21 protein-coding genes are annotated in these 26,027 nt (G+C 57.7%); 8 read left to right on the plus strand and 13 right to left on the minus strand.

The genetic code is table 11. The annotated features are described in order from the left end of the window. Nucleotides 1–25 precede the first annotated feature (25 nt). The 3 genes from soxA (at nucleotide 26) to soxB (ending at nucleotide 3,295) form a co-directional block, all read left to right on the plus strand. Nucleotides 26–823, plus strand: coding sequence for a sulfur oxidation c-type cytochrome SoxA (soxA, locus tag AC097W_RS04735; protein WP_479601145.1), 798 nt, complete (start codon nucleotides 26–28; stop codon nucleotides 821–823). 17 nt (nucleotides 824–840) lie between these two features. Further along, nucleotides 841–1,494, plus strand: coding sequence for a sulfur oxidation c-type cytochrome SoxX (soxX, locus tag AC097W_RS04740; RefSeq protein ID WP_479601146.1), 654 nt, complete (start codon nucleotides 841–843; stop codon nucleotides 1,492–1,494). 64 nt (nucleotides 1,495–1,558) lie between these two features. Further along, nucleotides 1,559–3,295: a thiosulfohydrolase SoxB gene (soxB, locus tag AC097W_RS04745; RefSeq protein WP_479601147.1), complete on the plus strand. Its 1,737-nt coding sequence runs from the start codon at nucleotides 1,559–1,561 to the stop codon at nucleotides 3,293–3,295. Between the two features lie 15 nt (nucleotides 3,296–3,310). Here soxB and moeA read toward each other — a convergent pair whose 3' ends face one another. The 12 genes from moeA to AC097W_RS04805 form a co-directional block, all read right to left on the minus strand. After that, a complete protein-coding gene (moeA, locus tag AC097W_RS04750; RefSeq protein WP_479601148.1) occupies nucleotides 3,311–4,597 on the minus strand; it encodes a molybdopterin molybdotransferase MoeA in 1,287 nt (428 codons plus the stop codon). Between the two features lie 9 nt (nucleotides 4,598–4,606). Continuing rightward, the gene (gene mobA / locus AC097W_RS04755; protein WP_479601149.1) at nucleotides 4,607–5,191 is read right to left on the minus strand and encodes a molybdenum cofactor guanylyltransferase MobA; all 585 of its coding nucleotides are present in this window, start codon (nucleotides 5,189–5,191) and stop codon (nucleotides 4,607–4,609) included. Nucleotides 5,192–5,199: 8 nt separating this feature from the next. Further along, complete coding sequence (locus AC097W_RS04760; RefSeq protein ID WP_479601150.1) at nucleotides 5,200–5,919, minus strand: ABC transporter ATP-binding protein; 720 nt, start codon at nucleotides 5,917–5,919, stop codon at nucleotides 5,200–5,202. A gap of 20 nt (nucleotides 5,920–5,939) precedes the next feature. Then, the gene (locus AC097W_RS04765) at nucleotides 5,940–7,883 is read right to left on the minus strand and encodes a branched-chain amino acid ABC transporter ATP-binding protein/permease (RefSeq protein WP_479601151.1); all 1,944 of its coding nucleotides are present in this window, start codon (nucleotides 7,881–7,883) and stop codon (nucleotides 5,940–5,942) included. Nucleotides 7,884–7,885: 2 nt separating this feature from the next. Continuing rightward, nucleotides 7,886–8,761: a branched-chain amino acid ABC transporter permease gene (locus AC097W_RS04770; RefSeq protein ID WP_479601152.1), complete on the minus strand. Its 876-nt coding sequence runs from the start codon at nucleotides 8,759–8,761 to the stop codon at nucleotides 7,886–7,888. Between the two features lie 102 nt (nucleotides 8,762–8,863). Continuing rightward, complete coding sequence (locus AC097W_RS04775; protein ID WP_479601153.1) at nucleotides 8,864–10,096, minus strand: ABC transporter substrate-binding protein; 1,233 nt, start codon at nucleotides 10,094–10,096, stop codon at nucleotides 8,864–8,866. Between the two features lie 118 nt (nucleotides 10,097–10,214). Continuing rightward, on the minus strand, nucleotides 10,215–13,091 hold the full coding sequence (gene fdhF / locus AC097W_RS04780) for a formate dehydrogenase subunit alpha (protein WP_479601154.1): 2,877 nt from the start codon (nucleotides 13,089–13,091) through the stop codon (nucleotides 10,215–10,217). Then, a complete protein-coding gene (locus AC097W_RS04785; RefSeq protein WP_479601155.1) occupies nucleotides 13,088–14,911 on the minus strand; it encodes an NADH-ubiquinone oxidoreductase-F iron-sulfur binding region domain-containing protein in 1,824 nt (607 codons plus the stop codon). The genes fdhF and AC097W_RS04785 overlap by 4 nt, the downstream gene beginning before the upstream one ends. Before the next feature lie 60 nt (nucleotides 14,912–14,971). Then, nucleotides 14,972–16,615 carry an OFA family MFS transporter gene (locus tag AC097W_RS04790; RefSeq protein WP_479601156.1) on the minus strand — a complete coding sequence of 548 codons (1,644 nt, stop codon included), beginning with the start codon at nucleotides 16,613–16,615 and terminating at the stop codon, nucleotides 14,972–14,974. Nucleotides 16,616–16,799: 184 nt separating this feature from the next. Then, nucleotides 16,800–18,344 carry a methyl-accepting chemotaxis protein gene (locus AC097W_RS04795; RefSeq protein ID WP_479601157.1) on the minus strand — a complete coding sequence of 515 codons (1,545 nt, stop codon included), beginning with the start codon at nucleotides 18,342–18,344 and terminating at the stop codon, nucleotides 16,800–16,802. 138 nt (nucleotides 18,345–18,482) lie between these two features. After that, entirely contained in the window at nucleotides 18,483–19,427 is a 945-nt protein-coding gene (locus AC097W_RS04800) for a LysR family transcriptional regulator (protein ID WP_479601158.1), read from the minus strand. Between the two features lie 28 nt (nucleotides 19,428–19,455). Beyond that, a complete protein-coding gene (locus tag AC097W_RS04805; RefSeq protein ID WP_479601159.1) occupies nucleotides 19,456–20,433 on the minus strand; it encodes an NADPH:quinone oxidoreductase family protein in 978 nt (325 codons plus the stop codon). Nucleotides 20,434–20,562: 129 nt separating this feature from the next. Here AC097W_RS04805 and surE point away from each other — a divergent pair, with 129 nt between their 5' ends. Genes surE through rlmD form a run of 5 tightly spaced genes read left to right on the plus strand, consistent with a single transcriptional unit; the run spans nucleotide 20,563 to nucleotide 25,552 of the window. Then, nucleotides 20,563–21,342: a 5'/3'-nucleotidase SurE gene (surE, locus tag AC097W_RS04810; protein ID WP_479601160.1), complete on the plus strand. Its 780-nt coding sequence runs from the start codon at nucleotides 20,563–20,565 to the stop codon at nucleotides 21,340–21,342. Continuing rightward, nucleotides 21,339–22,088 carry a protein-L-isoaspartate(D-aspartate) O-methyltransferase gene (locus AC097W_RS04815; RefSeq protein WP_479601161.1) on the plus strand — a complete coding sequence of 250 codons (750 nt, stop codon included), beginning with the start codon at nucleotides 21,339–21,341 and terminating at the stop codon, nucleotides 22,086–22,088. Before surE ends, AC097W_RS04815 begins: the two co-directional genes overlap by 4 nt. An 11-nt stretch (nucleotides 22,089–22,099) precedes the next feature. Continuing rightward, on the plus strand, nucleotides 22,100–22,996 hold the full coding sequence (locus AC097W_RS04820) for a peptidoglycan DD-metalloendopeptidase family protein (protein ID WP_479601162.1): 897 nt from the start codon (nucleotides 22,100–22,102) through the stop codon (nucleotides 22,994–22,996). 7 nt (nucleotides 22,997–23,003) lie between these two features. Beyond that, nucleotides 23,004–24,044 carry a sigma-70 family RNA polymerase sigma factor gene (locus AC097W_RS04825; RefSeq protein WP_479601163.1) on the plus strand — a complete coding sequence of 347 codons (1,041 nt, stop codon included), beginning with the start codon at nucleotides 23,004–23,006 and terminating at the stop codon, nucleotides 24,042–24,044. A gap of 47 nt (nucleotides 24,045–24,091) precedes the next feature. Beyond that, nucleotides 24,092–25,552, plus strand: a complete 1,461-nt coding sequence (rlmD, locus tag AC097W_RS04830) for a 23S rRNA (uracil(1939)-C(5))-methyltransferase RlmD (protein ID WP_479601164.1) — start codon at nucleotides 24,092–24,094, stop codon at nucleotides 25,550–25,552. 38 nt (nucleotides 25,553–25,590) lie between these two features. Here rlmD and AC097W_RS04835 read toward each other — a convergent pair whose 3' ends face one another. Then, a complete protein-coding gene (locus tag AC097W_RS04835) occupies nucleotides 25,591–25,983 on the minus strand; it encodes a hypothetical protein (RefSeq protein ID WP_479601165.1) in 393 nt (130 codons plus the stop codon). Nucleotides 25,984–26,027: the final 44 nt, after the last annotated feature.

Below are 26,027 nucleotides of genomic sequence, written 5' to 3' on the forward strand. Positions count from 1 at the left end.
ATTAAAAAGCAGATTGGACAAGAGGATGACAAAAAAACTGACGCTGATCGCTCTTGCGTGCTTGGCGAGTACGGGGGCCATGGCCCAGAAATCGGCGGTGCAGTCGATTGAGGAGTACCGGGCCATGTTGCAGGATGGAAACCCGTCAGACTTGTTTGAAGCCAAAGGCGAAGGCCTTTGGGCACAGAAGCGCGGTCCCAAGAACGTGTCGCTTCAGCAGTGTGATCTGGGTAAGGGCCCCGGCGTTGTCAAGGGCGCTTTTGTTGAGTTACCCCGGTATTTTGCGGATACCAACCGGGTTCAGGATCTGGAGTCCCGCCTCTTGACCTGCATGGAAACGTTGCAGGGTTTCAATTCCGCTGACATTGCCAAAACCCCATTTGGTAAGGGTGAACAAAACAACATCACGGCGCTGGCCACCTGGATTGCTTCTGAATCCAAGGGGTTGCGATTCAACCTGTCTCAAAACCACGTACAGGAAAAGACGTTTTATGAAGTGGGTAAGCGGCTGTTCTTTCAGCGCGGCGGACCACACGATTTTTCCTGTGCGTCGTGCCACGGACAAGACAATACCCGTATCCGTCTCCAGGACTTGCCTAACCTCACCAAGAATCCCGGTGATGGCGTTGGCTTTGCCGCTTGGCCGGCCTACCGCGTTTCCAACGGGCAGATGTGGGGTATGCAACAGCGTCTGAACGATTGCTACCGGCAACAACGCTTTCCTTATCCGGGTTTCGGTAGCGATGCCACGGTTGCGCTCGGGGTGTATCTCGGGGTTAACAGTCAGGGCTCAGCTTCTGTTGCGCCAGCCATCAAGCGCTGAAAAGACGGAGAAAAATAATGAAGAAACAACACAGGATTTTTTTGTCTGCAATGGCCGCTGCTGCCGTGGTCGCTGGATGTACCGCGCTTCCTGCCTCAGCCGATCTGGATCAGCTAACGACCAAAATCGTCAAGGCATCTTTCAGGGATGAAGGGATCGTCAAAGCAGCTGTTCTCGATACTGACGAGACCAATCGAGTGTGCAGTGCTGCAGATGTTGCCGGTCAGCCGCTGGATGACGCTTCCGCCAAAGCCATTGAGGCCAGCAACCTCAAATCCGTGAAATGGCCCTCCAATGGCAAGTTTCTAGGCGACTGGAAAGAAGGTGAAAAAATTGCCCAAAGCGGTCGTGGCCTGACGTGGACGGATGATGCCAAAACACCCAATGGCGGCAATTGCTACAACTGCCACCAGATCGACAAGAAAGAGATTTCTTTCGGCACCATTGGCCCGAGCCTTTACAACTACGGCAAGTTGCGCGGGGTTGCAGACCCGGCCAGTCCTGATGCCAAGCCTATCGTTGAGTACACCTGGGGCAAGGTGTGGAACAGCAAGGCCTACAACGCGTGTTCGAACATGCCGCGCGCGGGGCATATGGGCATTCTGACCGAATCTCAGGTGGCGGATGTTCTGGCGTTGCTGCTTGATCCGAAGTCCCCGGTCAATCAATAAATTTTTCCGTACCCGACGCGTGTTCGGGTATTTTTGTTTCTGTTAATTTTGTGATTGCGTATTTATGAATTTAACCAAGCGTGAGTTCTTTCAGGTGTTGGGTGCCGGCACCATGGCGGGTATGGGGTTGGGAGCCTATGCCGAAGCAGATGCTGCTACGGCAGCTAGCGGCTTGTACGACATACCCAAGTTCGGCAATGTGTCCTTTTTGCACATGACGGATTGCCACGCCCAGCTCAAGCCGATTTATTTCCGGGAGCCCAGTATCAATATTGGCCTGGGAACCATGAAGGGCAACTTGCCGCATCTGGTTGGCGAGCATCTGCTCAAGGTGTCCAATATTCGACCCGGGACGGCAGAGGCCCACGCGCTGACTTGTCTGGACTACGAGAAGGCCGCTAAACGCTACGGCAAAGTGGGTGGTTTCGCGCACTTGGCTACACTGGTCAAGCGTATGAAAGCCAGCCGGCCCGGTGCGTTGCTGCTGGATGGTGGCGACACCTGGCAGGGATCAGGTACGGCTTTGTGGACCAACGGCCAGGATATGGTGGACGCGTGCAAACTTCTCACTGTGGATGTGATGACAGGTCACTGGGAATTCACGCTGGGTATGGAGCGTGTGAAGGAAATCATTGAAAAGGACTTCGCTGGAAAAGTTGATTTTGTCGCCCAGAACGTCAAGACGGCCGACTTTGGTGACCCAGTGTTCAAGCCCTATGTGATTCGTGAGATCAATGGCGTGCCTTGCGCCATTATCGGGCAGGCGTTTCCGTATACACCCATTGCAAACCCGCGTTACATGGTTGCCGACTGGTCCTTTGGCATCCAGGACGAGAACATGCAGAAGATGGTGGACGAGGTGCGGGCCAAGGGTGCACAGGTAGTGGTTGTGCTGAGCCACAACGGCATGGATGTGGATTTGAAGATGGCCAGCCGGGTTATTGGCATTGACGCCATCATGGGCGGCCACACACACGATGGCATGCCGGTGGCCTCGCTGGTTTCCAATAAGGGCGGCAAAACCATCGTTACCAATGCGGGTTCGAATAGCAAGTTTCTCGGCGTACTGGACTTCAATGTGCAGAACAAGCGGGTCATGGACTTCCGTTACAAACTGCTACCTGTGTTCGCCAACATGTTGCCGGCCGATCACGACATGGATGCACTCATCACCAAAATTCGCGCGCCGTATGAAGCCAAGTTGGCTGAAAAACTGGCGGTTACGGAGGGTACGCTGTACCGTCGCGGCAACTTCAATGGCACCGGTGACCAGTTGCTGGTCGATGCGTTGATGGACGTGCAGGGTGCAGAAATTGCATTCTCGCCTGGCTTCCGCTGGGGTACTACCTTGCTGCCGGGGCAGGCCATCACGCGCGAATGGCTGATGGACATGACGGCCACGACCTATTCCTATGCCACGGTAACGGAGATGACGGGTGAAACCATCAAGACCGTGCTGGAAGACGTCTGCGATAACCTGTTCAACCCCGACCCCTACTACCAGCAGGGTGGCGATATGGTGCGTGTGGGTGGCCTGCAGTACAGCTGTGATCCCAACGCAACAATGGGTAAGCGCATCGACGACATGCGCCTTGGCGGGAAACCCATTGAGGCCGGCAAAAAATACAAAGTTGCAGGTTGGGCTCCCGTGGCTGAAGAGGCAAAAACCCAGGGCAACAAGATGGTCTGGGATGTCGTGGAAACCTGGCTTAAATCCAAGGGTGGCAAGGTATCGGCGCGCAAACTCAACGCACCCAAGTTGTCAGGCGTAAAGCCTAACCCGGGATACATCGAAGGGTGATCTGCAGTGATTGAATCACAACAATCCGTCGAATAACACTACGTCAACAGCGTCGCCTTGGGCGACGCAGCCTTGTTCGTGGTGCAGCACGACAATGCAGTTGGCTTCTGACATGGAGCTCAGAATCCCGGAGCCCTGAGACCCGGTGATTCGCACGGTTTGCTTGCCATTGGTGTCGGTTGACAGGATTCCCCTTTGGTATTCGGTGCGACCTGGCTTTTTCCGGATGGGAGATTCAGATACTACGCGCGTGAGTGGCAGTGGTGCACTGGTTGACCCCATCAGGTGCAATAGCGCATCCCGAGCAAAGAAATAGAACGTAATGGCCACCGCCACCGGATTGCCCGGCAGTCCGAACAGGTACGCCGAGTTGCCGTGGGATGTAATTCTCCCAAAGGCCATGGGTCTGCCGGGGCGCATGCCGATCTTCCAGAACATCACATCTCCCAGTTTGGCCATGACCTGCTTCGTGTAGTCGGCCGCTCCGACCGATACGCCGCCGGATGTAATCACTGCGTCGGCATTTTCACAAGCGGATCGCAGGGCATTCTCCAGAGACTCCGGATCGTCTTTGACAATGCCCATGTCGATGGGCTCACAGCCCAAACGGGTCAACATGCCAAAGATGGTGTAACGATTGGAGTCATACACGCACCCCGTGTCCAGCGGCTCACCCAGAGAACGCAGTTCGTCACCCGTTGAAAAGAAGGCGACACGTAATCGCTTTTGTACGGACACCTCGGCGATGCCCAGCGAAGCAATCAAACCCAAATCGGCCGGACGCAGGACTTTTCCCTGGTGCAGTGCCGCCTTACCTGCCTGGAGGTCCTCACCAAGCAGCCTGCGGTTATCTCCGGTCTTGACCACTCCGTTTGGGACCATCACGTAAACGTCTGACGCATCCCGCGTAAGTTCTTGCGGCACTACGGTGTCGCAAGCGATGGGCATAACCGCCCCGGTCATGATGCGCACGCACTGGCCTGGCCCCACTGCTTCGGTAAAACTGCGTCCTGCATAGGCCGTACCGATGATGTGCAAGGTAACGTCGGCTTCACCTTGCACATCACTTCCGCGCACCGCATAACCATCCATTGCAGAATTGTCATGCGAAGGCACACTGATGGGGGATACGATATCTGCCGCCAAAACCCTGTCCAGGGCGTTGCGGATGGAAACGACTTCTGCCGTATGGTTGGGCGTGACAAATTCCCGAATGATGCGTTGGGCTTGCGAAACCGGAAGGGCGTTGGAGTCGTAGCCTGTGAGTTCGCTAGCGATGTCTGAAAGGGTAGGGGCGCTCATGGTTCAATTTCAATGGGTATCGAGTTTTTTCAACTCCTCCAGTGTATTGATGTTTTGAAATGCCGCTTCGTCGGAAAAATGAACCTCAGCCACCTTGAGCGATGCAAACCACGCGTCAACTTTACGCCCGCCTTTTTGAAGAAACACAGTGAGATGCGGTAGCACAGACACACTCACCAAGCAAAATACCGGGTGGATCTGCCTCGTTTTTTCGTCACCGGTGACCGCCACGGCAAGATCAGCGCCTACGTCCAATAACCCACGAGTCAGGCGTTCAACCAAATCAGCGGGCAAAAACGGCGAATCACAGGGCGCGGTCACCAGATAAGGACTGTCGCAATGCATCAAGCCGGTTTGCAGGCCCGCCAGCGGGCCCGCAAAGTCCGGCATCGCATCGGGCCAGACGGGCCATCCGAAAGCCTCATAGCTTGCCTGATTCTGGTTTGCATTGATGAGCAGACTTCGAACTTGCGGTGTCAGCCGCTCCACCACATGTGAAACCATCGGTGCACCACGAAAGGGTTGCAGACCTTTGTCTACGGTACCCATGCGGGAGCCCCTGCCTCCGGCAAGGATGAGCCCTGTAATTTCCATACCAGCGTCTAATGCCCGCCCAGGTAGGCGGCCTTCACGGCGGGGTCGTTTTTCAGCTTGTCTGCCGGACCATGCACTGCAATGCGTCCATTTTCCAGAACATAACCGTAGTCCGCCACATTGAGAGCGGCGGCAGCGAATTGCTCCACCAACAACATGGTGACACCCTCTTTGCGCCAGCGAGCGATGATGCGGAACACTTCTTCCACGAGGATCGGAGCGAGGCCCATGGAAGGTTCATCCAGCAAGACAACCTCCGGGTTCATCATCATGGCACGGGCCATTGCCAGCATTTGCTGCTCACCGCCCGACAAGGTGCCCGCCAGCTGAAGGCGCCGCTCTTTGAGGCGGGGGAAATATTCCATCGCCTTCTCCAAATCGGCGTTGATGTCACCTTTGGGTCGGGATCCTGTGAAGCGGGGGAACGCTCCCAACAAAAGGTTGTCATTGACGGTCATCGTCGCAAAGACGCGCCGGCCTTCAGGCGAGTGCGCAAGTCCCAATTTGGCGATGTCGTATGACTCACGTCCGGCAATTTCGTGTGTACCCAGAGTAATGGAACCCGTACTGGGCGCAATCATTCCGGAGATGGCGCGCATGGTGGTCGTCTTGCCTGCGCCGTTACTGCCAATCAGTGTGACAACACGGCCTTTAGGCACTTCAAGGTTGATTCCATGTAGCACTTCGATCTTGCCGTAGCCTGCATGGAGGTTTGAAATCTTAAGCATCGTTTATTCCTGTTTGTCGCTCAGGCTGCAGCAGCGGGTTCAACTTCGCCACCAAGGTAAGCCTCAATGACCTTCGGATCTGACTTCACCACGGAGGGCACACCCTCAGCAATCTTCTGACCAAAGTCAAGCACTGTGACTTGATCGCAGACGGACATCACCACATCCATGTGGTGTTCGATCAATATGACCGTTATGCCTTCGCCACGGATCTTCTGAATGATGGTGACCAGTTCCTTGATGTCGGGGGCCGTCAGTCCGGCGGCTGGCTCGTCCAGCAGCAGAAGCTGCGGGTTCAGTGCCAGTGCTCGGGCAATCTCCAGCAGTCGCTGTTTGCCGTAGGGCAGGTTACGGGCCTCTTCACCCGCCAAATCACTCAAGCCCACCAAGCGGAGCAGGGCGTGACCGCGCGCGGTGCTGCTGTTGCGTTCCTTGATGTACTTGCCCGACTGGAAGGCCACATCCAACAGGTTGCTGTCAAACGTATGGTGCAAACCCACCAGTACGTTCTGCAGTGCAGTCATCTCGCCAAAGAGCTGCACATTCTGGAAGGTTCGTGCGATGCCCGACAGGGCAATATCGGAGGACGTACGACCCACGACCGAGCGGTCTTCGAAAGCGATGGTGCCAGCGGTGGGAACGTATATACCCGTCAGCACGTTCATCATGGTGCTCTTGCCAGATCCGTTAGGTCCGATCAGGCCATGGATGGTGCCGCGCTTGACACGCAAATCCACGTTGTTGATCGCCTTGAGACCGCCAAATTGCATCAGAACATTCGAGGCAATCAAAATGTCATCCGACTTGCCGCCATGCGGGTGCTGCAGGGCCTTCTCGTCTGATGCAATGGAGCGCGTGGCTTCTGCATCGGTACGTGCATGGCCATGCAGATTAAGTGCGTTTCGCACAAAGCCGACAATGCCGTCTTGCAGGAAGTACACGACAAACAGGGTGATCAATCCAAAGATCGACAGGCGCCAATCCGCCATGGTGGTCAGGACAAACGAAATGCCAGCCAGACCGACACCCGAGGCCACCGGAATCGCGACCTTTTGCACGGTCGATTTACCGCGGGCAATCAGGTAAACGCTGCCAGCGACGATAAGCGCAGCAAATATGACCGATACGATCCGGAACAGCGCAATGTCGTCAAGCAGTTTTGGCAGCATCACGATAATGGCCGCACCCAGGATGGCTCCGGTACGCGTTTTGCGACCGCCCATGATGATGGCCAGCAGGAAGAACACGGTCATCTCGAAGTTATAAGTGTTGGGCGAGATGTACTGTTCAGAGAAGGCATACAACGATCCCGCCAAGCCAGCCAGACCCGCGCTAATCACGAACGCATAAACCTTGTAGCGATAGACCGAAACGCCCATGCAATCTGAAGCAACCGGGCTACCCCGAAGCGCCTCGAAGGCACGGCCCAGTTGGGAGCGCAGTACCCGGTGTACAAAGATCAAGGAGACAATCAACAGCACACACACCAGCCAGTAGAACTCGTGCTCGTCCAATTTGTGGCCAAAAATGCTGGGTTTGTCGACCTTGATGCCCAAGGGACCTTCCGTCAAAAAAGTCATCTCATTGATGAGAATCTGGATGATCGTGCCAAACGCCAATGTCACCATGGCGAGGTAGGGTCCGGTGACCCGCAAGGCGGGCAGGGCCAGTAACGCGCCGAAGACCGCTGTAACTGCGATCGAGGCCGGCAGGACGACCCACAGTGGCGCAGCAAGCTTCAGCACCAAAACGCCAGCCGTGTATGCGCCGATGCCAAACAGACCCGCATGGCCCAGTGACACCTGGCCGGTGTAGCCCACCACAATATCAAGTCCAAACAACAGGATCGCGAAGATCATGATGGTCTCGACCAGGTGGATGTAATACGGGTTACCCGAAACCACGGGGAATACTGCGAGGAGCAGGATGCCGATGGCAGCAAAAAACAGTTGTGAACGCTTCATGATTAAACTTTCTTGATGGCGTTCTTACCAAACAGCCCAGCTGGCTTCCATGCCAGTACGATCAGGAGCAATACCAGTCCGGGAACGTCCTTGTAGCCGGTTGAAAGGTAAAAGCCTGTAGTGGTTTCGGCGATTCCCAAAATGATGCCGCCGACAATAATGCCCATGCCGCTGGTCAAGCCACCAATGATTGCGACGGCAAATGCCTTCAATCCCAGCACCGAGCCCATGGTGGCACCGGTCAGCGTCAGAGGTGCAATCAAGATACCCGCTACTGCAGCGGTGATTGACGACAGCGCGTACGAGAAAGTGATGACCAGTGCGGTGTTGATGCCCATCAGCTTGGCCGCATCGCGGTCATTGAAGGTGGCCACAACGGCTTTTCCGTAAATCGATTTGCGGTTGAAAATTTCAACAATGGCCATCATCAGCAAAGCACCGCCCACCACCAAAATTTCCATCGGAAGAATGTTGGCACCCAAAAAGTGCATGGGAGACTCTGGCAGTGGCGAAGGGAACTTCAGGTCGTCACGGCCCCAGACGTTCTCGGCCACATTCTTGAAAATAATGCCCAGAGCGATGGTGGACATGATCCAACCAAATTCGCTTTTGATCTTGATGGCGGGACGCACACCAACGCGTTCTACCAAGGCCCCTTGCGCCGCACCGAAGATGCAAACCAGTGGAATCATGAGCCAATAATTGACTCCCCAACTGACCAGCGACAAACCCACCAGTGCGCCCAGCATCAGTGCATCGCCCTGTCCAAAATTCAGGGTGTCAGAGGTGGCAAACGTCAGCTGGTAGCCGAACGCGATCACCGCGTAAATCATGCCCAGTGCGATGCCACTGAACACCAGTTGTGTAAATATTTGCATACAGTCCTTTATGCGCTAACGGCACCTTCACGCAAAGTGCGGTGCACCAAACAAGACGCCACACGAACCGACGTCCATGTGGCGTTTTTAAAACCGAAAGGCTTATTTTTTTACCGGTGCCGCCACAGGCTTGGCGCTGGTGTCCTTCAAGCGAACTTCCGACGCTTTTTTCTGGTCATCGGGATAGGCATAAACCACGCGTTGTCCCTTGACTTCTCCAAAAACGGGCATGTTGGCCGTAATGGCTTCGTGATCAGACTTGGTAAAAGGCTTGTTGTAAGTGGTCACAACGCCTTCGACCGGAGTCTTCAGGTCTTCAAGTGCTGCCTTAACCTTAGGCCCCTCCGTGCTGCCGGCCTGCTTCATGGCTGCTGTAAGCAGATAGATGGAGTCATAACCTTGTGCAGCAGAAACTGGAGAGTCAATGCGTGCATTTTTTGGGCTAAAGGTCTTCAGGTAGTTAATGATGAAGGCCTGACGTTTGGGTGTCGTTGGCTCCTGAACGAAGGTCTGGGGCATGCGCGCACCTTCACCACCAGGGCCTGCGTTGTCAATGAAGTTGGCCATAGACAGGGTCCAGCTACCAATCATTGGAACTTTCCAGCCCAGCTTGGTCATTCCATTGGCTATTTGCGCGAGTTCAGGGCCAATTGCGTAGGTCAAAATAACTTCGGCACCGGCTTCCTTTGCCTTCAATAGTTGCGCAGTCATATCCACATCCTTGATGTTGAATTTTTCAACTGCAACGGCTTTTACGCTCTTTGCCGCCAATGCTTTTTCGAGGTCGTCGCGACCCAGTTGGCCGTAGTTGGTGGAGTCGGACAAGATCGCCACTTTCTTGTAGCCGCGACGCAACACAGCTTCCTCGACGATCATCTTTGCCTGAATGCTGTCAGCAGCTGCATTGCGGAAGATATAGTTTTCAGGCTGATCATCAAACTGGCGCGTGATGATGGTGGCTGTTGCCACGTTGTTCATGACCGGAATTTTGGCATCCTGGTAGAAGCGCGTTGCGGCCAGTGCGACACCGCTGTTGATGAAGCCCACCGTTGCGGCGACTTTTTCTTTGTTGATCATTTCCTGTGCAATCTGCACACCGCGCTCATTTTTAGCCTCATCGTCCCGTTCGACCAAGAGAAGCTGGCGACCCAGCACGCCGCCGGATTTGTTGATTTCGTCTGCAGCCATTCGAACGCCATCACGCATGCTGACGCCCATCGATGAAGAGCCTCCGGTGAAGGGTCCAGATACGCCAATCTTGATGGGGTCTGCCGCGATCGCACCCAATGTGGTCCACACGAGGGCCACGGCTGTCAACTTTGATTTCAAATTCATTTCAATGTCTCCTGTTGTAAATATTGCTGATTACTTATAAACGACCAAATTAATGTAGAGCATGTCTTTCGGGTTGTCATCAGGCATAACCCTCTTCAACACACTTTTTCCTGTCAAATCACTGACTGCTTCCCACGCCGGTTCCGTAGCCAGTGGCTGCGGCCAGATTGCCACCGCGACGGATGGCAACGGCGCAGTATTTGAATTCAGGTATTTTTCCGAAAGGGTCCAATGCAGCGTTGGTCATCAGGTTGGCTGCTGCTTCATAGTACGCAAATGGAATGAACACCGCACCGCGGGGTGTACCGTCGTCCCGGCGCACGCGAATGGCTACTTCACCTCTGCGTGACTGCACCGTAATCACGTCACCCGTTTCCAATCCCAGCACTGCGAGGTCGTCACCGCAAAGCGATGCTGTGGCCATGGGTTCGATGCTGTCGAGCACGGTCGCCCGGCGTGTCATGCTGCCAGTGTGCCAGTGTTCGAGCTGTCGGCCCGTAATCAAGACAAAGGGAAACTCGGCGTCGGGCCGTTCGTTTGCCGGAATAATATCTGCAGGAACCAGATGCACACGTCCGTCGTCGGTGGCAAAGTGGTCCATGAATACCGTAGGTGCACCGGGATCATCGGCACTCAGGCACGGGTAGGTCACGCTCGATTCGCGCTCCAGACGTTCCCATGTGATGCCTGAAATGGCCGCATGCATGGCCTGTCGCATCTCTTCATACACGGCAGCCACACCGTGGTGGTCGCCTTCGTAATTCCAGTTCAGGCCAAGACCTGTCGCCAGTTGCTGGATGATCCAGAGGTCCGCCCTGGCATCGCCCGGCGGTGTGATGGCCTGTTTGCCCAGCTGAACCATGCGGTCGGTGTTGCTGACAGTGCCGGTTTTTTCTGGCCACGCCGTAGCGGGAAAAACCACGTCGGCAAGCCAGGCGGTTTCGGTCATGAAGATGTCCTGCACCACCAAATGCTCCAGGCTGGCCAGTGCATGGCGTGCGTGATTCAGATCGGGGTCACTCATCGCGGGGTTCTCGCCCATGATGTACATGCCACGCACTTTATGCGGATCGGTGTCGGGTGCCAGCGCCTTGTGCATGATCTCCACCACGGTGTAACCGGGCTGATCATCCAGCTTCATTCCCCAGAAGTTCTCGAACCAGTCATGTGCCGCCTTGTTGGTCACGCGCTGGTAGTTGGGATACATCATGGGGATCAGGCCCGCATCGCTCGCGCCCTGCACGTTGTTCTGCCCACGCAAAGGGTGCAGACCAGAACCTGGTTTTCCAATCTGCCCTGCCACGGTTGCCAGCGCGATCAGGCAGCGTGCATTGTCGGTGCCATGCACGTGCTGGCTTACACCCATGCCCCACAGAATCATCGCGCCTTTTGCCTTGGCATAAGCCCGTGCCACTTCGCGCAGTGTTTCTGCGGGAATTCCGCAGATGGGTTCCATGGCCTCTGGGCTGTAACCCTTGACATTTTCACGCAACGCTTCAAAGTTGTTAGCGCGCCGGCTGATGAAGTCCAGGTCGGTCAGACCTTCTTCAATGATGGTGTGAATCAACGCGTTGAGCATGGCCACATCGGTATCGGCCTTGAATTGCAGAGTGCGCCAAGCGTGCTTGCCAATGTCTGTAACGCGCGGATCAGCCAAAACGATCTTCGCGCCATTTTTGGCTGCGTTTTTCATCCAGGTCGCGGCCACCGGATGATTGGACGTAGGGTTGGAACCGATGACAAAAATCAGGTCTGAATGTTCGACGTCATTGACCTGGTTGCTCACCGCACCAGAGCCTACGCCTTCCAGTAGCGCCGCTACGCTGGATGCATGGCACAGGCGCGTGCAGTGGTCCACGTTATTGGAGCCAAAACCCGTTCGCACCAATTTCTGGAACAAATATGCTTCCTCGTTGCTGCCCTTGGCAGAGCCAAAGCCGGCCAGTGATTTCTTTCCTTTCGTGTCACGCAAGTGCTTGAGCTTGCCGGACGCCAGTTCCAGGGCCTCTTCCCACGTGGCTTCCCGGAAAACCGAGGACCAATCGGCGGAGTCACGATTGAGGTGTTCCAGTGCCTGCGGGTCCTTGGGGACTCCGGCTTTGCGGATCAGTGGCATGGTCAGGCGCTGGGGACTGTGGGCATAGTCAAAGCCAAATCGTCCTTTGACGCACAGGCGGTTGTGGTTGGCAGGTCCATCACGGCCATCCACGCTGACAATGACGTTGTCCTTCACGTTGTAGGTCAACAGGCAGCCGACGCCGCAGAACGGGCAAACCGAATCGACCTTCTTGTCCACAACCTGTGAGCCGATCTGTGTTTTTGGCATGAGTGCCCCGGTTGGGCAGGCTTGCACGCATTCGCCGCAGGCCACACAGGTGCTGTCACCCATCGGGTCTTTCAGGTCGAAGACGATCTCACTGTGGGACCCGCGCATGGCGTAGCCAATGACGTCGTTGACCTGTTCCTCGCGGCACGCCCGCACGCAGCGGTTGCACTGAATGCAGGCGTCAAGATTCACCGCCATGGCAGGGTGGGAGAAGTCCGCTTTGGGTTGTTCACGGCGCAGCGCCTTGAGTTCGGGGCGCACCCGGACGTTCATGCGGGACGCCCATTCGCTCAGCTCGCCATGCTGCAGCGATTCGTCAGCCTCATTCCACTTGTAGCCGGTATCCGGCATGTCGGAGAGCAGCATCTCAAGAACCATCTTTTGGCTCTTGACGGCGCGCTCACTGGTGGCTTGCACTTCCATGCCCGCGGTCACATTGCGACAGCAGCTGGGGGCGAGGGTTCGCTCGCCCTTGATCTCGACCACGCAGGCGCGGCAATTGCCATCAGCCCGGTAACCGTCTTTGTAGCAAAGATGAGGGAGATCAACGCCGTGGCGCTGCGCTGCCTTGAAGATTGTTTCTCCGTCGAACGCCTGGATGGCATTGCCATCGAGCGTGAAATGAATGATTTGTGGCGTCACTTCCACCTGTTTTGTCGGGGCGTTCATGCGTTGCCTCCAATTTCGTGTGGAAAGTATTTCTGGACGCAGCGTATCGGGTTGGGAGCCGCTTGCCCCAGCCCGCAGATGGACGCATCGGTCATGACTTGGTTGAGATCTTCCAGTGTCTCGTTATCCCACTTTTCGGACTGCATCAGTTTCGCGGCTTTCGCCGTACCTACGCGGCAAGGCGTGCATTGGCCGCAGCTTTCATGCTCGAAGAAGCGCATCATGTTCAATGCGGCGTCCCGTGCCCGATCGTTCTGCCCCAGAACGATGACTGCCGCTGAACCAATAAAACTTCCATGCGGCTGCAAGGTGTCGAAGTCCAGCGGAACGTCCTTGAGGCTGGCTGGCAAGATGCCACCCGAAGCGCCGCCGGGGAGGTAGGCGTAGAGGGTGTGGCCATCCAGCATGCCGCCGCAATACTCATCAATCAACTCCCGCACGCTGATGCCTGCAGGCGCCAACTTCACGCCCGGGTGCTTGACACGACCGCTGACGCTGAAACTGCGCAGCCCTTTGCGGCCATTGCGACCAAAGCCGCTGAACCACTGCGGGCCTTTTTCGATAATGTCACGCACCCAGTAAAGGGTCTCGAAATTGTGCTCCAGCGTGGGGCGACCAAACAGGCCCACCTGTGCGATGTAAGGTGGGCGCATACGCGGTTCTCCACGCTTGCCCTCAATGCTTTCAATCATGGCGGACTCTTCGCCGCAAATATAGGCACCGGCACCCCGCCGCAACTCAATGTGTGGCAAAGGGCAGGGTGGATTTGCTTGAAGCTTTGCAATCTCCGTTTCCAGAATTGCACGGCAGCCATGGTATTCGTCACGCAGATAGATGTAGCAGGCGTCGATGCCCACCACGCGCGCTGCCACCAGGAGCCCCTCCAGAAAGCGATGCGGATCGCGTTCCAGATAGGTGCGGTCCTTGAAAGTACCCGGCTCGCCTTCGTCAATGTTCACGGCCATCAGGCGAGGGGCTGGTTGATCACGCACGATGCGCCACTTGCGGCCAGCCGGAAACCCGGCACCGCCCAAACCGCGCAGACCGGAGTCTTCCATCGCCTGAATGGTGGGCTCGGTGCTGGCGTCGTCTGTGTGCACGGATGCTGCCAGTGCATAGCCGCCATTGGCCCGGTAGGCTTCATAGCCGACATATGCAGGGGCCACATGGTGCAGGTGCTCTAGAGGCGAAATACTCTTTTCCGAATAGTCGGATGCTATGAAATCAGTAGCTGCCTGCGCAGCAGGGTGGAGGGCTACAGCCTGATTTATCAGTGAAACGATGGCCTCTGTCGTGGCAAAAGGTACCGGGTGCTGGTGCACCAATGCTGCGGGTGCCTGCTCACAGCGGCCAATGCAGGGTGCCGAAATCACCCGCACGTCTTGATTACCCAGCAGGGAAGGCAAGCGGGCAAGCAAGTCTTTCGCTCCAGCCATCTCGCATGACAACCCATCGCACACCCGCACCGTCAGGCCAGGGGCCTTCCCGTCGTTGTTTCCATCAGCCCGCACCACCTCAAAGTGGTGGTAGAAAGTGGCCACTTCGTACACCTCGGCCATGGGAATATTCATCTCTTTGGCCAGCGCCACCAAATGGCGGTCGTGCAGGCAGCGGTAAGCATCATTGAGCTTGTGCAGGTGCTCTATCAGCAGGTCGCGCCGATGCGGAGCCATACCGACCAATGCGCGCACTTGCTGCAGGGATGCGTCATCCGCCTGTCGGCCTTTGAGCCGGCTCTTTTTTCGGATGCGCTCACGCATTTCATCCACCGTTGCAATGGCTACGGCTTTTATGTCGCTGGAATGTGCAGAAAGTGTCATGTGGTCATCCTGCGGGCGTGCCGTGAATGGCACGACCCACAGTCTTTTGGATGGGAAGGTTTAGTTGAAAAACTTGGCAACGCTCTGCAAGGTGCGGTAAACGCCCCACGCCAGTGGAAGGCCAACGGCCAGCCACGCTGCGGCAACCAACACCGGGCTCACCGAGTCAGCACCACCTGCACCGCTTCTTTGCAGAGTCGCAGCAGATGCTTTCTCATGGGCCAGTCGTTTTTCTTCCGCCAGCTCGGAGTCCGTCATGAACCATTTATCGGCCAATGGGCGCACCATCAGATTGCAGATTAAACCGACAACCAGCATGCCCGTCAGGATGTACATGGTCTGGTTATAGACCTGCTCACGCGGAATTCCAAGGCCCAGCTGGTACTCACGCATGTAGTTCACCACCACAGGGCCGAGCACCCCGGCTGTGGCCCAGGCGGTGAGCAGTCGGCCGTGGATGGCGCCCACCATTTGAGTGCCAAACAAGTCTGCGAGGTAGGCTGGCACCGTTGCGAAACCACCGCCATACATGCTCAGGATAATGCAGAAGGCGCTCACAAACAGCACAATGCTGCCCGCTGCCGCACTGCCTGGCACACTGAAATACAGCACGCCGCCCAGCACGAAAAACACAACATAGGTCATCTTGCGACCGAGTTTGTCTGACAGACTTGCCCAGAAGAAGCGGCCACCGATGTTGAACAGGCTCAAGAGCGCAGTGAAGCCCGCAGCCACAGACGCAATGGCTGCCAGTTGGATCTTGTCAAGCTCACCAAATTTTTGGGACACACCAATCAGGGATCCACCAAAGACTTCCTGCAACATGGGAGAGGCCATGCCGATCACGCCAATACCAGCACTCACGTTCATGCACAGCACCATCCAGATGAGCCAGAATTGGGGAATGCCCCAGACCTTTTTGACGTGAACGTGGCGCTGGGTAATCATCGCGTTGTTCACTTGGGCGGCAGGGGGCGTCCAGCCGGCTGGCTTCCAGCCGGTTTCAGGGACACGGTAGGTCAGGGCGCCTGCCATCATGAAAACGAAATAGACGATGGCCATCACCACGAATGTTTGCATCACGCCCACGCTGGTTGGGGTCGCAAAGTATTTCATCAGGTCAGCAGCCATGGGTGAGCCAATCATGGCGCCACCACCGAAGCCCATGATCGCCATGCCGGTTGCCATGCCACGACGGTCCGGGAACCATTTGATCAGCGTCGACACAGGCGAGATGTAACCCAGACCCAGTCCGATACCACCGATGACGCCGGAACCCAGAATCATCAGCCAGAACTGGTGCAGGTAGACCCCCAAGGCGGACAGCAGCATGCCACCACACCAGCACAGTGCAGAGACGACGCCTGCCTTGCGGGGGCCAACGCGTTCCAGCCAGCCACCCCAGATGGCCGCGGATGAGCCGAGCAACACAAAGAACAGGGTGTACATCCATCCCAGGGTGGAGATCTGCCAGTCACAAGTGGTCGTGAACAATTGCCCGAAAAATCCGACTTCAGGTCCGCACTTGATGGCTTCCTTGATGCCCAGAGCTTTGGACAGTGGGAGCCAGAAGACGGAAAATCCATAGGCCATACCGATACAGAGGTGGATGGCCAGTGCCGCGGGCGGTACCAGCCATCGGTTGAAGCCCGGACCGGCGATGATCCGCTCCTTGTCCAAAAATCCAGCGTTTGAGTCCGACATTGTTGTCTCCTTAATTATTTGATGTCTGCCATGAACCTGGTCCAACGGCGTCGCAGTATCAGGTTGATTGGATGGGTGTGTCCAATTGAATCGAAATATGGGTTGATTCGAAAATTAAATGCGGCATTGCAGCATTTCGGGTGGTTCTCTATGTCTGCGTCGGTTAGTCCTTTCTTGCACTATTTCAGGGGGTTTTAAAAATGTCCACTGCCGATTCAAGTTGCGTCGCCTGATCGCGCATTTTCATGGCCGCTGCTGCCGACTGCTCTACCAGTGCTGCGTTTTGCTGGGTCATTTGATCAATTTGCCCTACGCTGTGATTCACGCTCTCAATACCTGCGCGTTGTTCGTTGCTGGACAGCGCGATGCTGTCGATGAAACCAACGACCTCCTGCACCGATTGTGTGATCTGTGTCATGGCCAAACTGGCTTTTTCGACCAGGTTACTGCCGGCGTTGGCGGTATGAACTGACGTGTCGATCAGGACTTTTATTTCACGAGCAGCGCTTGCGCTGCGCTGCGCCAAACTACGCACTTCAGTGGCGACTACGGCAAATCCGCGGCCTTGTTCACCTGCGCGGGCTGCTTCCACCGCCGCGTTCAGCGCCAGAATATTGGTTTGAAACGCGATGCCATCAATCAGGCCAATGATGTCGTTGATCCGTTGCGCGCTGGATTTGATTTGCCCCATGGTGTCCACCACCTGTCCCACGACGGCGCCGCCTGTCATGGCCAGCTCTGATACAGACGCCACCAGACCGTTGAGCTGGTTGGCCCTGTCCGCGTTTTGGCTCACCTTGATGGTTAATTCATGCATGGCTGACGCAGCCGCGTTGACCTCGCCGGCCTGCTGCTCGGTGCGGTTGGCGAGATCCATATTCCCATCGGCGATCTCACGTGTTCCATCAGTCACCATCGAGGCCGCCTGGCGGACATTTCCCACCAGACCCGTCAAGCCCACGCTGATGCCGTTGATGGCAAGCAACATCTGGCCGATGTCGTCCCCTTCATGCACATGAACCTGGTTGGTCAAGTCACCAGCAGCCAGCCGCAGCGCGGCGTGGCGGCCCTGCATGACCGGTTGCATCACTTGGTGCTTCATCAGGATATAGGTGATGATTCCGATAGAAACGGTGGAGAGTCCTGCAAATGCCCATTGGGCTGGATCTGTCAGTCGACTTGTCAGCAAGGAGAATAGTGTGCAAAGGGTTGCATTGAAGATGGATAGCTTCCATGCCATGGCCGCGGCCATGCTCATCGCGGGATTGCTACTCACATCAAGGCCGACAAACAGGATGCCCACAACGTGGCCGGACCGGTCCCGCACCGGGTCGTAGCGGGTAATGCATTGCTTGCCAAAAATCGTCGCGTAGCCGACGTAGGGTTTCCCCTCCAACGCGCATCGGTAGGCTGGTTGGGACCGATCCAGATGGGTGCCAATCGCCCTTTGGCCGTTCTGCTTGCGCACCGACGTCGTAATGCGGGTGAAATCGTCATCCATGCGAACGAAGATGGTGGCCAACAGACCCGTGCGGTCGGTGAAATCATCAGGGATAGAGAAATCCAGGTTCAGCACCCTGTTTCCGTTGCGCAATGTCGGCGTGTTGCTGCCTTCGATGTCCACGCGCTGTGCCAAATCGATTGAAAACGGCTGGGCCATGGTCTTCGCCAAAATCCCGGCGCTTGTCGCAATGCGCTGCTTGCGAGACTGCAATCTAAAAAAATCCACGGGTTGTCCTTTGCTTCTTCATACTGCTACCTCTGGATGAGCAGTCAGTATCCGGTGCAAACGGTAGTCCGTCTAATTGCGTGAAGTAATCGGACTATTCAAAAAATAAATGCGGCAGCGCAGCAGGGCGCCTGCTCGTCAGGCGGAAAGCAGTCCACTGTGTGCGGCGGCATGGCGCAGCCAGGCGCCGTCCTGCGCCAGGGCCAGCGCAGCTTCCAGTGCCCGTGACGGTCGGACTGAAGCATGGGACATGAACCCGATGGGCGTACGGACATCCGGGCCTGTCAAAGGCAAGGCCTCCAGCTCCCGATAGCCCCGCACCGCACCCACCAGCGCACCTGGCATGACACTGCAGACGCTGCCTGCCACCACGCTGAGAGCCATCGTCAGAATAGAGTTGGTCTCTATCGCCGGCTTGACGGGAGTGCCTGCCATGGTGAATGCGGCATCCACGATGGAGCGGTTGTGCATGTCAGGTGTCAGCAGGCACAAGGGCAGGTGGGCGGCTTCCTCCCAACGTACGCTGGGACCAATTTGAAGATAATCGGGGTGCGGTTTGGCGGCACGACGCAGCAAAAAATAGTGCTCTGTGTATTGGGGCCAAGCTGCCAACCGCGTGTCATGCAGCCCCATTCGCTCGGTGTAGCCCAACGCGAGGTCAAGCGAAAGATCCTCGAGACCCTTCTCAAGAGCCGCAGAACTAAGTGATAGCACCGTGGGCAATATGCCTGGATGGCGCGCCTGCAACATGGCTGCGAAACGCGCCACAATCGGCATTGCCGTTGGAACCGCGCCGATGCGAACGCCGCCTCTTGGTAAATGGGTTTCGCTGTGCAGTTCTTGTTGCAACAGCGCTTCTTCATGCAGCATGACCTGCGCGGTAACCAACACCCGCTCGCCCTCGGGTGTCAGGCCGGCAAAGGTTCGGTCCCGCTTAACAATCACGACGTTGAATTCACTCTCCAGCGCCCGCAACGCATTGGAGAGCGCGGGTTGTGTGATGTGGCAAGCCTTGGCTGCGCGACCGAAATGGCGGTGCTCATTGAGCGCCACTAAGTAGCGCAGCGACGACAACAGGTTCATGTAAGGGTTCCAGTAAAGAACCCCAAGTCTATTCGTTGACCATGACCAGTTTGCCCATGACGCCCCGCGAGCCCATGTGGGCGAAGGCGGCCTTGAGTTCCGCCATCGGCATGGTCCGGTCAATCACGGGCTTGATCTTGCCTTGGCCGTACCACTGCGCCAGCTCCATCATCATGGCCGCATTGGCTTTGGGTTCGCGCTTGGCAAAGTCGCCCCAGAACACGCCGACGATGGATGCGCCCTTGAGCAGCGCCAGATTGAAAGGCAGCGCCGGGATGGGGCCTGAGGCAAATCCCACCACCAGATAACGGCCACGCCAGGCAATGGAGCGGAACGCAGGCTCGGCGAAGTCGCCACCCACCGGGTCGTAAATCACGTCCGGACCTTTGCCATCGGTGAGCGCCTTGACCGCCTCGCGGAGATTTTCGGTGGTGTAGTTGATGGCGGCATCCGCGCCAATGGATTTGCACAGATCACACTTTTCCTGTGTGGAAGCGGCCGCAATCACCCGCGCACCCATGGCTTTGGCTATCTGAATGGCGGATGTGCCCACCCCGCCGGCAGCGCCGAGCACCAGCACAGTCTCTCCCGCTTTGAGCTGCGCCCGGTCTACCAACGCATGGTGGGACGTGGCGTAAATCATGATGAAGGCGGCCGCGTCGACCATCGGGAATCCGGGCGGAAGCGGCATGCACAGCGCAGCCGGTGCCAGCGTGTGGGTGCCAAAGCCCCCGGTGCCGCTGAGGCAGGCGACAGGTTGGCCCACCTTGAGATGGGTAACGCCTTCGCCGACCGCCTGTACCACGCCTGCGTATTCCGATCCCGGAACAAAAGGCAACGCAGGCTTCATCTGGTACTTGTTTTGCACAATCAGCAGGTCAGGGAAGTTCAGGCTGGCGGCTTTGATTTCAATCAGCACTTCGCCCGCTTTAGGCTGGGGTGTCGGTAGTTCTTTCCAGTTCAGGGCGTCAACGCCGGTGGGGTTTTCACAAAGCCAGGCATGCATGGGAGTCTCCAAAAAATGTAGGCAAATCATAGGGCCATGCGCCCGTGCAATTTGTCTCTGGGGTGACCAACCCTTCGGATGTGTGCGCTTGTTGCGCCCCCCTACAATGAACAGCTACCTGCAGAGACTATGAAAATCCTTATATCCAACGACGATGGTTACCAGGCGCCCGGCATTGTGGCGCTTTACGAAGCGCTGAAAGACGTGGCGGAAGTGGAGGTGGTTGCGCCAGAGCAGAACAACAGCGCGAAATCCAACGCGCTGACATTGCATTCACCGTTGTATGTCACCCGGGCAAGCAACGGTTTTCGCTATGTCAATGGCACACCAGCTGATTGCGTGCACATTGCGTTGACGGGCTTGCTGGACTACCGGCCTGATCTTGTGGTGTCCGGCATCAACAACGGCGCCAACATGGGCGATGACACCATTTATTCCGGCACCGTGGGTGCTGCCATGGAGGGCTTTTTGTTCGGTATTCCGGCCATAGCGTTCTCTCAGGTCGACCGGGACTGGCATCACCTGGACTCTGCCGCCCGCAAGGTGCGCGACCTGGTGCAAGCGATGGCGCAACAGCAGCTGATTACACCCACACCCTGGCTGCTGAATGTCAATATCCCTAATTTGCCTTACGACGAGATTGGCAGCTTGAAGCTGTGTCGCCTGGGTAAACGCCACTCCGCGGAAAAGGTGATCCAGCAGCAGAGCCCACGGGGTGAAACCATGTACTGGATTGGCGCAGCCGGCCCGGTCAAGGACGATGCCGATGGCACCGATTTCCACGCTACGGCGCAAGGTCACATCGCCATGACGCCGCTCAAGGTGGATCTGACGGACCACGACTACTTGGGGTATTGGGCTCAAACCGCCTCACGGCTGTCGGCCAGCGCGCAGACACCCAAGCCATGAAGCAGCGCCCATCGTTTCCGGCGCGGCTGGATTCGGCGCCCCTCAAGCCCCGTCAGGCGTCCCATAGCGCTCCGGCGGCACCTCACGGGGTCGGCATGGACTCCAGCGCCGTTCGTCTGCGCATGGTGCAGAAGCTCGCCGCCCAGGGTGTGAGCGATTCCCGGGTGCTGTCCGCCATGGGTGCCATCGAGCGCCACCGCTTTGTGGACAGCGCGCTGGTCAACCAGGCCTATGAAGACACCAGCCTGCCCATTGGTCTGGGGCAAACCATTTCCAAGCCGGGGGTGGTCTCGCGCATGGCCGAGCTGCTGCGCAATGGGCAGCCAGGCAAACTGGGCCGCATTCTGGAGATTGGTACCGGCTGCGGCTACCAGGCTGCGGTGCTGAGCCTGCTGGCCACCGAGGTCTACAGCATTGAGCGCCTGCGCGGTCTGCATGACAAGGCACGTGAAAACCTGCGTCATCTGCGTTTGCCCAATTTGCATTTGCTGTTTGGGGACGGCATGGAGGGGTACGCCAAGGGCGCGCCGTACGCGGCCATCATCTCTGCAGCGGGCGGGGAAGCGGTTCCGCAGGCCTGGGTGGATCAGCTGGCCATGGGCGGGCGTCTGGTAGCGCCCGTTGTCACCGCTGGCGCACAGGGCGGCGCACAAGCACTGATGGTGCTGGACAAGACGCCGCAAGGGGTTCGACAGACGATATTGGAGGCCGTGCACTTTGTCCCTTTAAAATCAGGTGTTGCTTGAAGGAAGTGCTTATGTTTGGTTTGATGCGTCGTGGTCTGTTGTTGACGGGTGTTGCGGTCGGTGTTTTGTTGTCTGGGTGCGGGTCCACCGTGCTCAACCGCGCCCCGGTGGAGGACCGCGGCTCGGTATCGGGTAAGGCGGCCATGGATGCCCGCACGGCGGCAGTCAAACAGCTGCCCGGGTTCGAGAATGCGGGTAAACCGGGCTACTACACGGTCAAGCCAGGCGATACCATGATCCGAATCGGCCTTGAAACTGGCCAAAGCCATAAGGACATCACCCGCTGGAACAGCATCGAGAACGCCAACAAGATTGAAGTGGGTCAGGTGTTGCGGGTGGTACCACCGGTAGCCAATGACACGACTGCTGCGGCTTCCACGGCATCTGTGGCAGTTGCCAAGCCGGTGAGCACAAGCTCCGTCACCTCGACACCGATTGCAGCTGGGACGGCCAAGCCCGCTTCGGCCCCCGCGTCCGCAACGCCAGCGGCGGCCCCAGCCCCAACGGTTGCTGCTGCTCCTGCTTCTGCGGGTGGTGATGACGAGATTAACTGGATCTGGCCAGGCAATGGGCCAGTGTTGGCCGGTTTTGATGAAGCCAAAAACAAGGGCCTGGATATTGGCGGCTCTGCCGGCGACCCTGTGGTCGCAGCGGCCGAGGGGCGTGTGGTGTATGCCGGTGCAGGCCTGCGAGGCTACGGCAATTTGATCATCCTCAAACACAACAGCACCTACCTGACTGCGTACGCCCACAACCAGACCCTGCTGGTAAAGGAAGACCAATCGGTCAAGAAAGGGCAAAAGATAGCCGAGATGGGCAACAGCGATGCGGACCGCGTCAAGCTGCACTTTGAGGTGCGCAGGCAAGGCAAGCCAGTCGATCCTTCGAAATACCTTCCCTCAAAATAGAGGCCACATGGCAAGAAAACCCCGACCGACTGGTTTTGACAGCAACGCTGCCAACCAGCGGTCTGCAGGGAATTTTCTGGAGCAAAAACGGGCCCTAGCCCCCGAAGACATTGCGCAGACAGCTATTGATTTCATAGCAGTGCATCCGGTGGACGATCGCGTGCCGGAGATCCCCGGGATCGACTCTTCCGTCGATTCCTCGGTGGATTCGCTGTCCCTGTACCTGCGAGGCGTGCGGCGTACCGAGCTATTTACCCCCGAGCAGGAATTTGAGGTGGCCACCCTCGCCAAGGCGGGCGATTTTGCTGCCCGACAAAGCATGATCGAGCACAACTTGCGTCTGGTCGTGAGTATTGCCAAAGGCTATATGGGGCGCGGCGTGCCCATTGCGGACCTGATTGAAGAGGGCAACCTAGGCCTGATGCACGCGATCGACAAATTCGAGCCCGAACGGGGGTTCCGTTTTTCGACCTACGCCACCTGGTGGATCCGCCAATCGGTCGACCGCGCGCTGATGTACCAGGGCCGTGCCGTGCGCCTGCCGGTGAACGTGGTACGGGAGTTGCAGCAAGTGCTGCGCGCCCGCCGGGCGCTGGAAAATGATGCTGCCCTGACGGCCCAGCGCCCAGAAGGAATCCGGGTGGAGGACATCGCTGCACTGGTGGGGCGCGATGCCAGTCACGTGGCCGATTTGCTGTCCATGGCCGAGGCGCCGCGGTCGCTGGACGCCTCCCTGGACCGCAGCGACAACGAGCAGACCATGGGTGACACGCTGGTGGATGAGCTGGCGCTGGACCCCGAAGACATCCTGCAGGCCCATGAGGTGGATCTGTTGCTGGAGGAGTGGATCACCACACTGTCCGCGCGCGAGCGTGAAGTGCTGGAAGGGCGTTTTGGCCTGCACGACCGCGATCCCGAGACCCTGGACGTCATTAGCGCACGCCTCGGCTTGACGCGCGAGCGGGTGCGCCAGGTTCAGAATGAAGCGCTGTTCAAGCTCAAACGCTACCTCACACGGCGCGGCATTACGCGTCAATCGCTGATGTAGCGGCCTCGGGCTGCCGTCGGCCCCTGTGTACCTGAGACAATTCAGGCATGACAGAAACAAATTTGACTGAAAAGCCGCTGCCCGAGGGTTGGCTGGTTGTGAAATCCCTCGATCTGGAAGCGCAGGGCGTGGCCCATAAACCGGACGGCAAGGTGGTTTTTATTGATGGTGCATTGCCCTTTGAGGTGGTGAGCGCCCAGATTCACCGCTCCAAAGCCAGCTTTGAGAAAGGCACGCTGACCGAGATCCACCGCGAATCCTCGCAGCGCGTGCGTCCCGAGTGTCCCCATTTTGGTTTGCACGAAGGTGCCTGCGGTGGCTGCAAGATGCAGCACCTGCACATTGGCGCCCAGGTGGCCGTCAAGCAGCGGGTGATGGAAGACAACCTTTGGCACATCGGCAAAGTCAAGCCCGATAATATTTTGCGGGCCATTGAGGGCCCCGCCTGGGGCTACCGGTACCGTGCGCGCCTGTCGGTGCGCAATGTACGCAAAAAAGGCGCCGTGCTGGTGGGTTTTCACGAGCGCAAAAGCCGCTATGTGGCCGATATGAAGGAATGCCGGGTTCTGGCCCCCCACGTCAGCGCCATGTTAGTGCCATTGCGCGGCTTGATTGCCTCGCTGGAGGCGGTGGATGGCTGTGCGCAAATTGAGCTGGCCATTGGCGATATGGAGGGCGCCCCCGGTGCTGGTGACGTAACCGCCCTGGTGCTGCGCCATCTGGTGCCCTTGAGTGATGCGGATCTGGATCGTTTGCGCCAGTTTGCGGCGGCCCATCCGGGTGTGCAGTGGTGGCTGCAGCCAAAAGGGCTGGACACCGTGCACCAGCTTGACGAGTTGCCGGGTCATGAGACCGCTCAGCTGGCCTATGCGCTGCCCGCCTATGGCATCACCATGCCGTTTCGCCCGACCGACTTTACGCAGGTCAATCCCCATATCAACCGGGTGCTGGTCTCGCGCGCATTGGGGCTGCTGGCCGTGGGCAAGGACGAGCGGGTGATCGACTGGTTCTGCGGCCTGGGCAATTTCACGCTGCCCCTGGCCACCCAGGCGCGCGAAGTGCTGGGTGTGGAGGGTGCTGAGGAGCTGGTCGCCCGTTCACGCGAGAATTTGAAGCTGAATCAGGCGGCAGCCCCCGCCAACCGTGCGCTGGCAGCTACAACATTTGTAGCGCGTAACCTGTTTGAAATGACGCCGGAGATGCTGGTGGGCGATGGGGCGGCCCAAAAATGGCTGGTGGACCCCCCCCGAGAAGGCGCCTATTCTCTGGTGCAAGCCCTGGCCGCGTTGCGCCAGCGTCGGCTGGACGGTGTTGCCACCGAGGCCGAGTTGGCCTGGTCACCACCCAAACGCATCGTGTATGTCAGTTGCAACCCGGCTACGCTGGCGCGCGATGCGGGTGTGCTGGTGCAGCAGGGCGGCTATCGGTGCTCGGCAGCGGGCGTGGTCAATATGTTTCCGCACACCGCGCATGTGGAAAGCATGGCGGTATTTGACCTGGAAGTCTGAGGCAGACGGGCCTGCCATCCCGGTATCCCGAGATGGCGCTATTCAGCGGGCTTCTCAGATGCCTTGGGTTTGGCGGGCGCTTTGGCAGACGTTTTGGCTTTGGGTTCCGCGCCGCCTTTTTCTTTGGGTGCATCCGCGGCAGGTTTGTCGCCTTTGGGCCCATCAATGACCTCTTCCGCAGGACCAGGGGCCTTCACGCCGGTGGGCGGGATGCCGTCAATCTTGTTGTCGCGCATGTACTGGTCCATCTCTTTCCAGCCGGCAAACACGGCGGCCTTGGACGCTTTCTCGTTGAGCGCGTAGCAGTCTTCAATGCTGCGCACGCCGTAACGGCATGCGCTGCCAATGGCTTTGGCGTCGGCTTCCCGCTGGGCCACTTTGGGGTCGGCCAGCATGGCCGCGATGTCACACCCGCCCAGTAGCAGGGTCATTGTGAGAAGGATCAGGCGTGAAATCATGGATGGTGCGGGATATC

The sequence above is a fragment of the Rhodoferax sp. GT1R46 genome, from assembly GCF_056521285.1.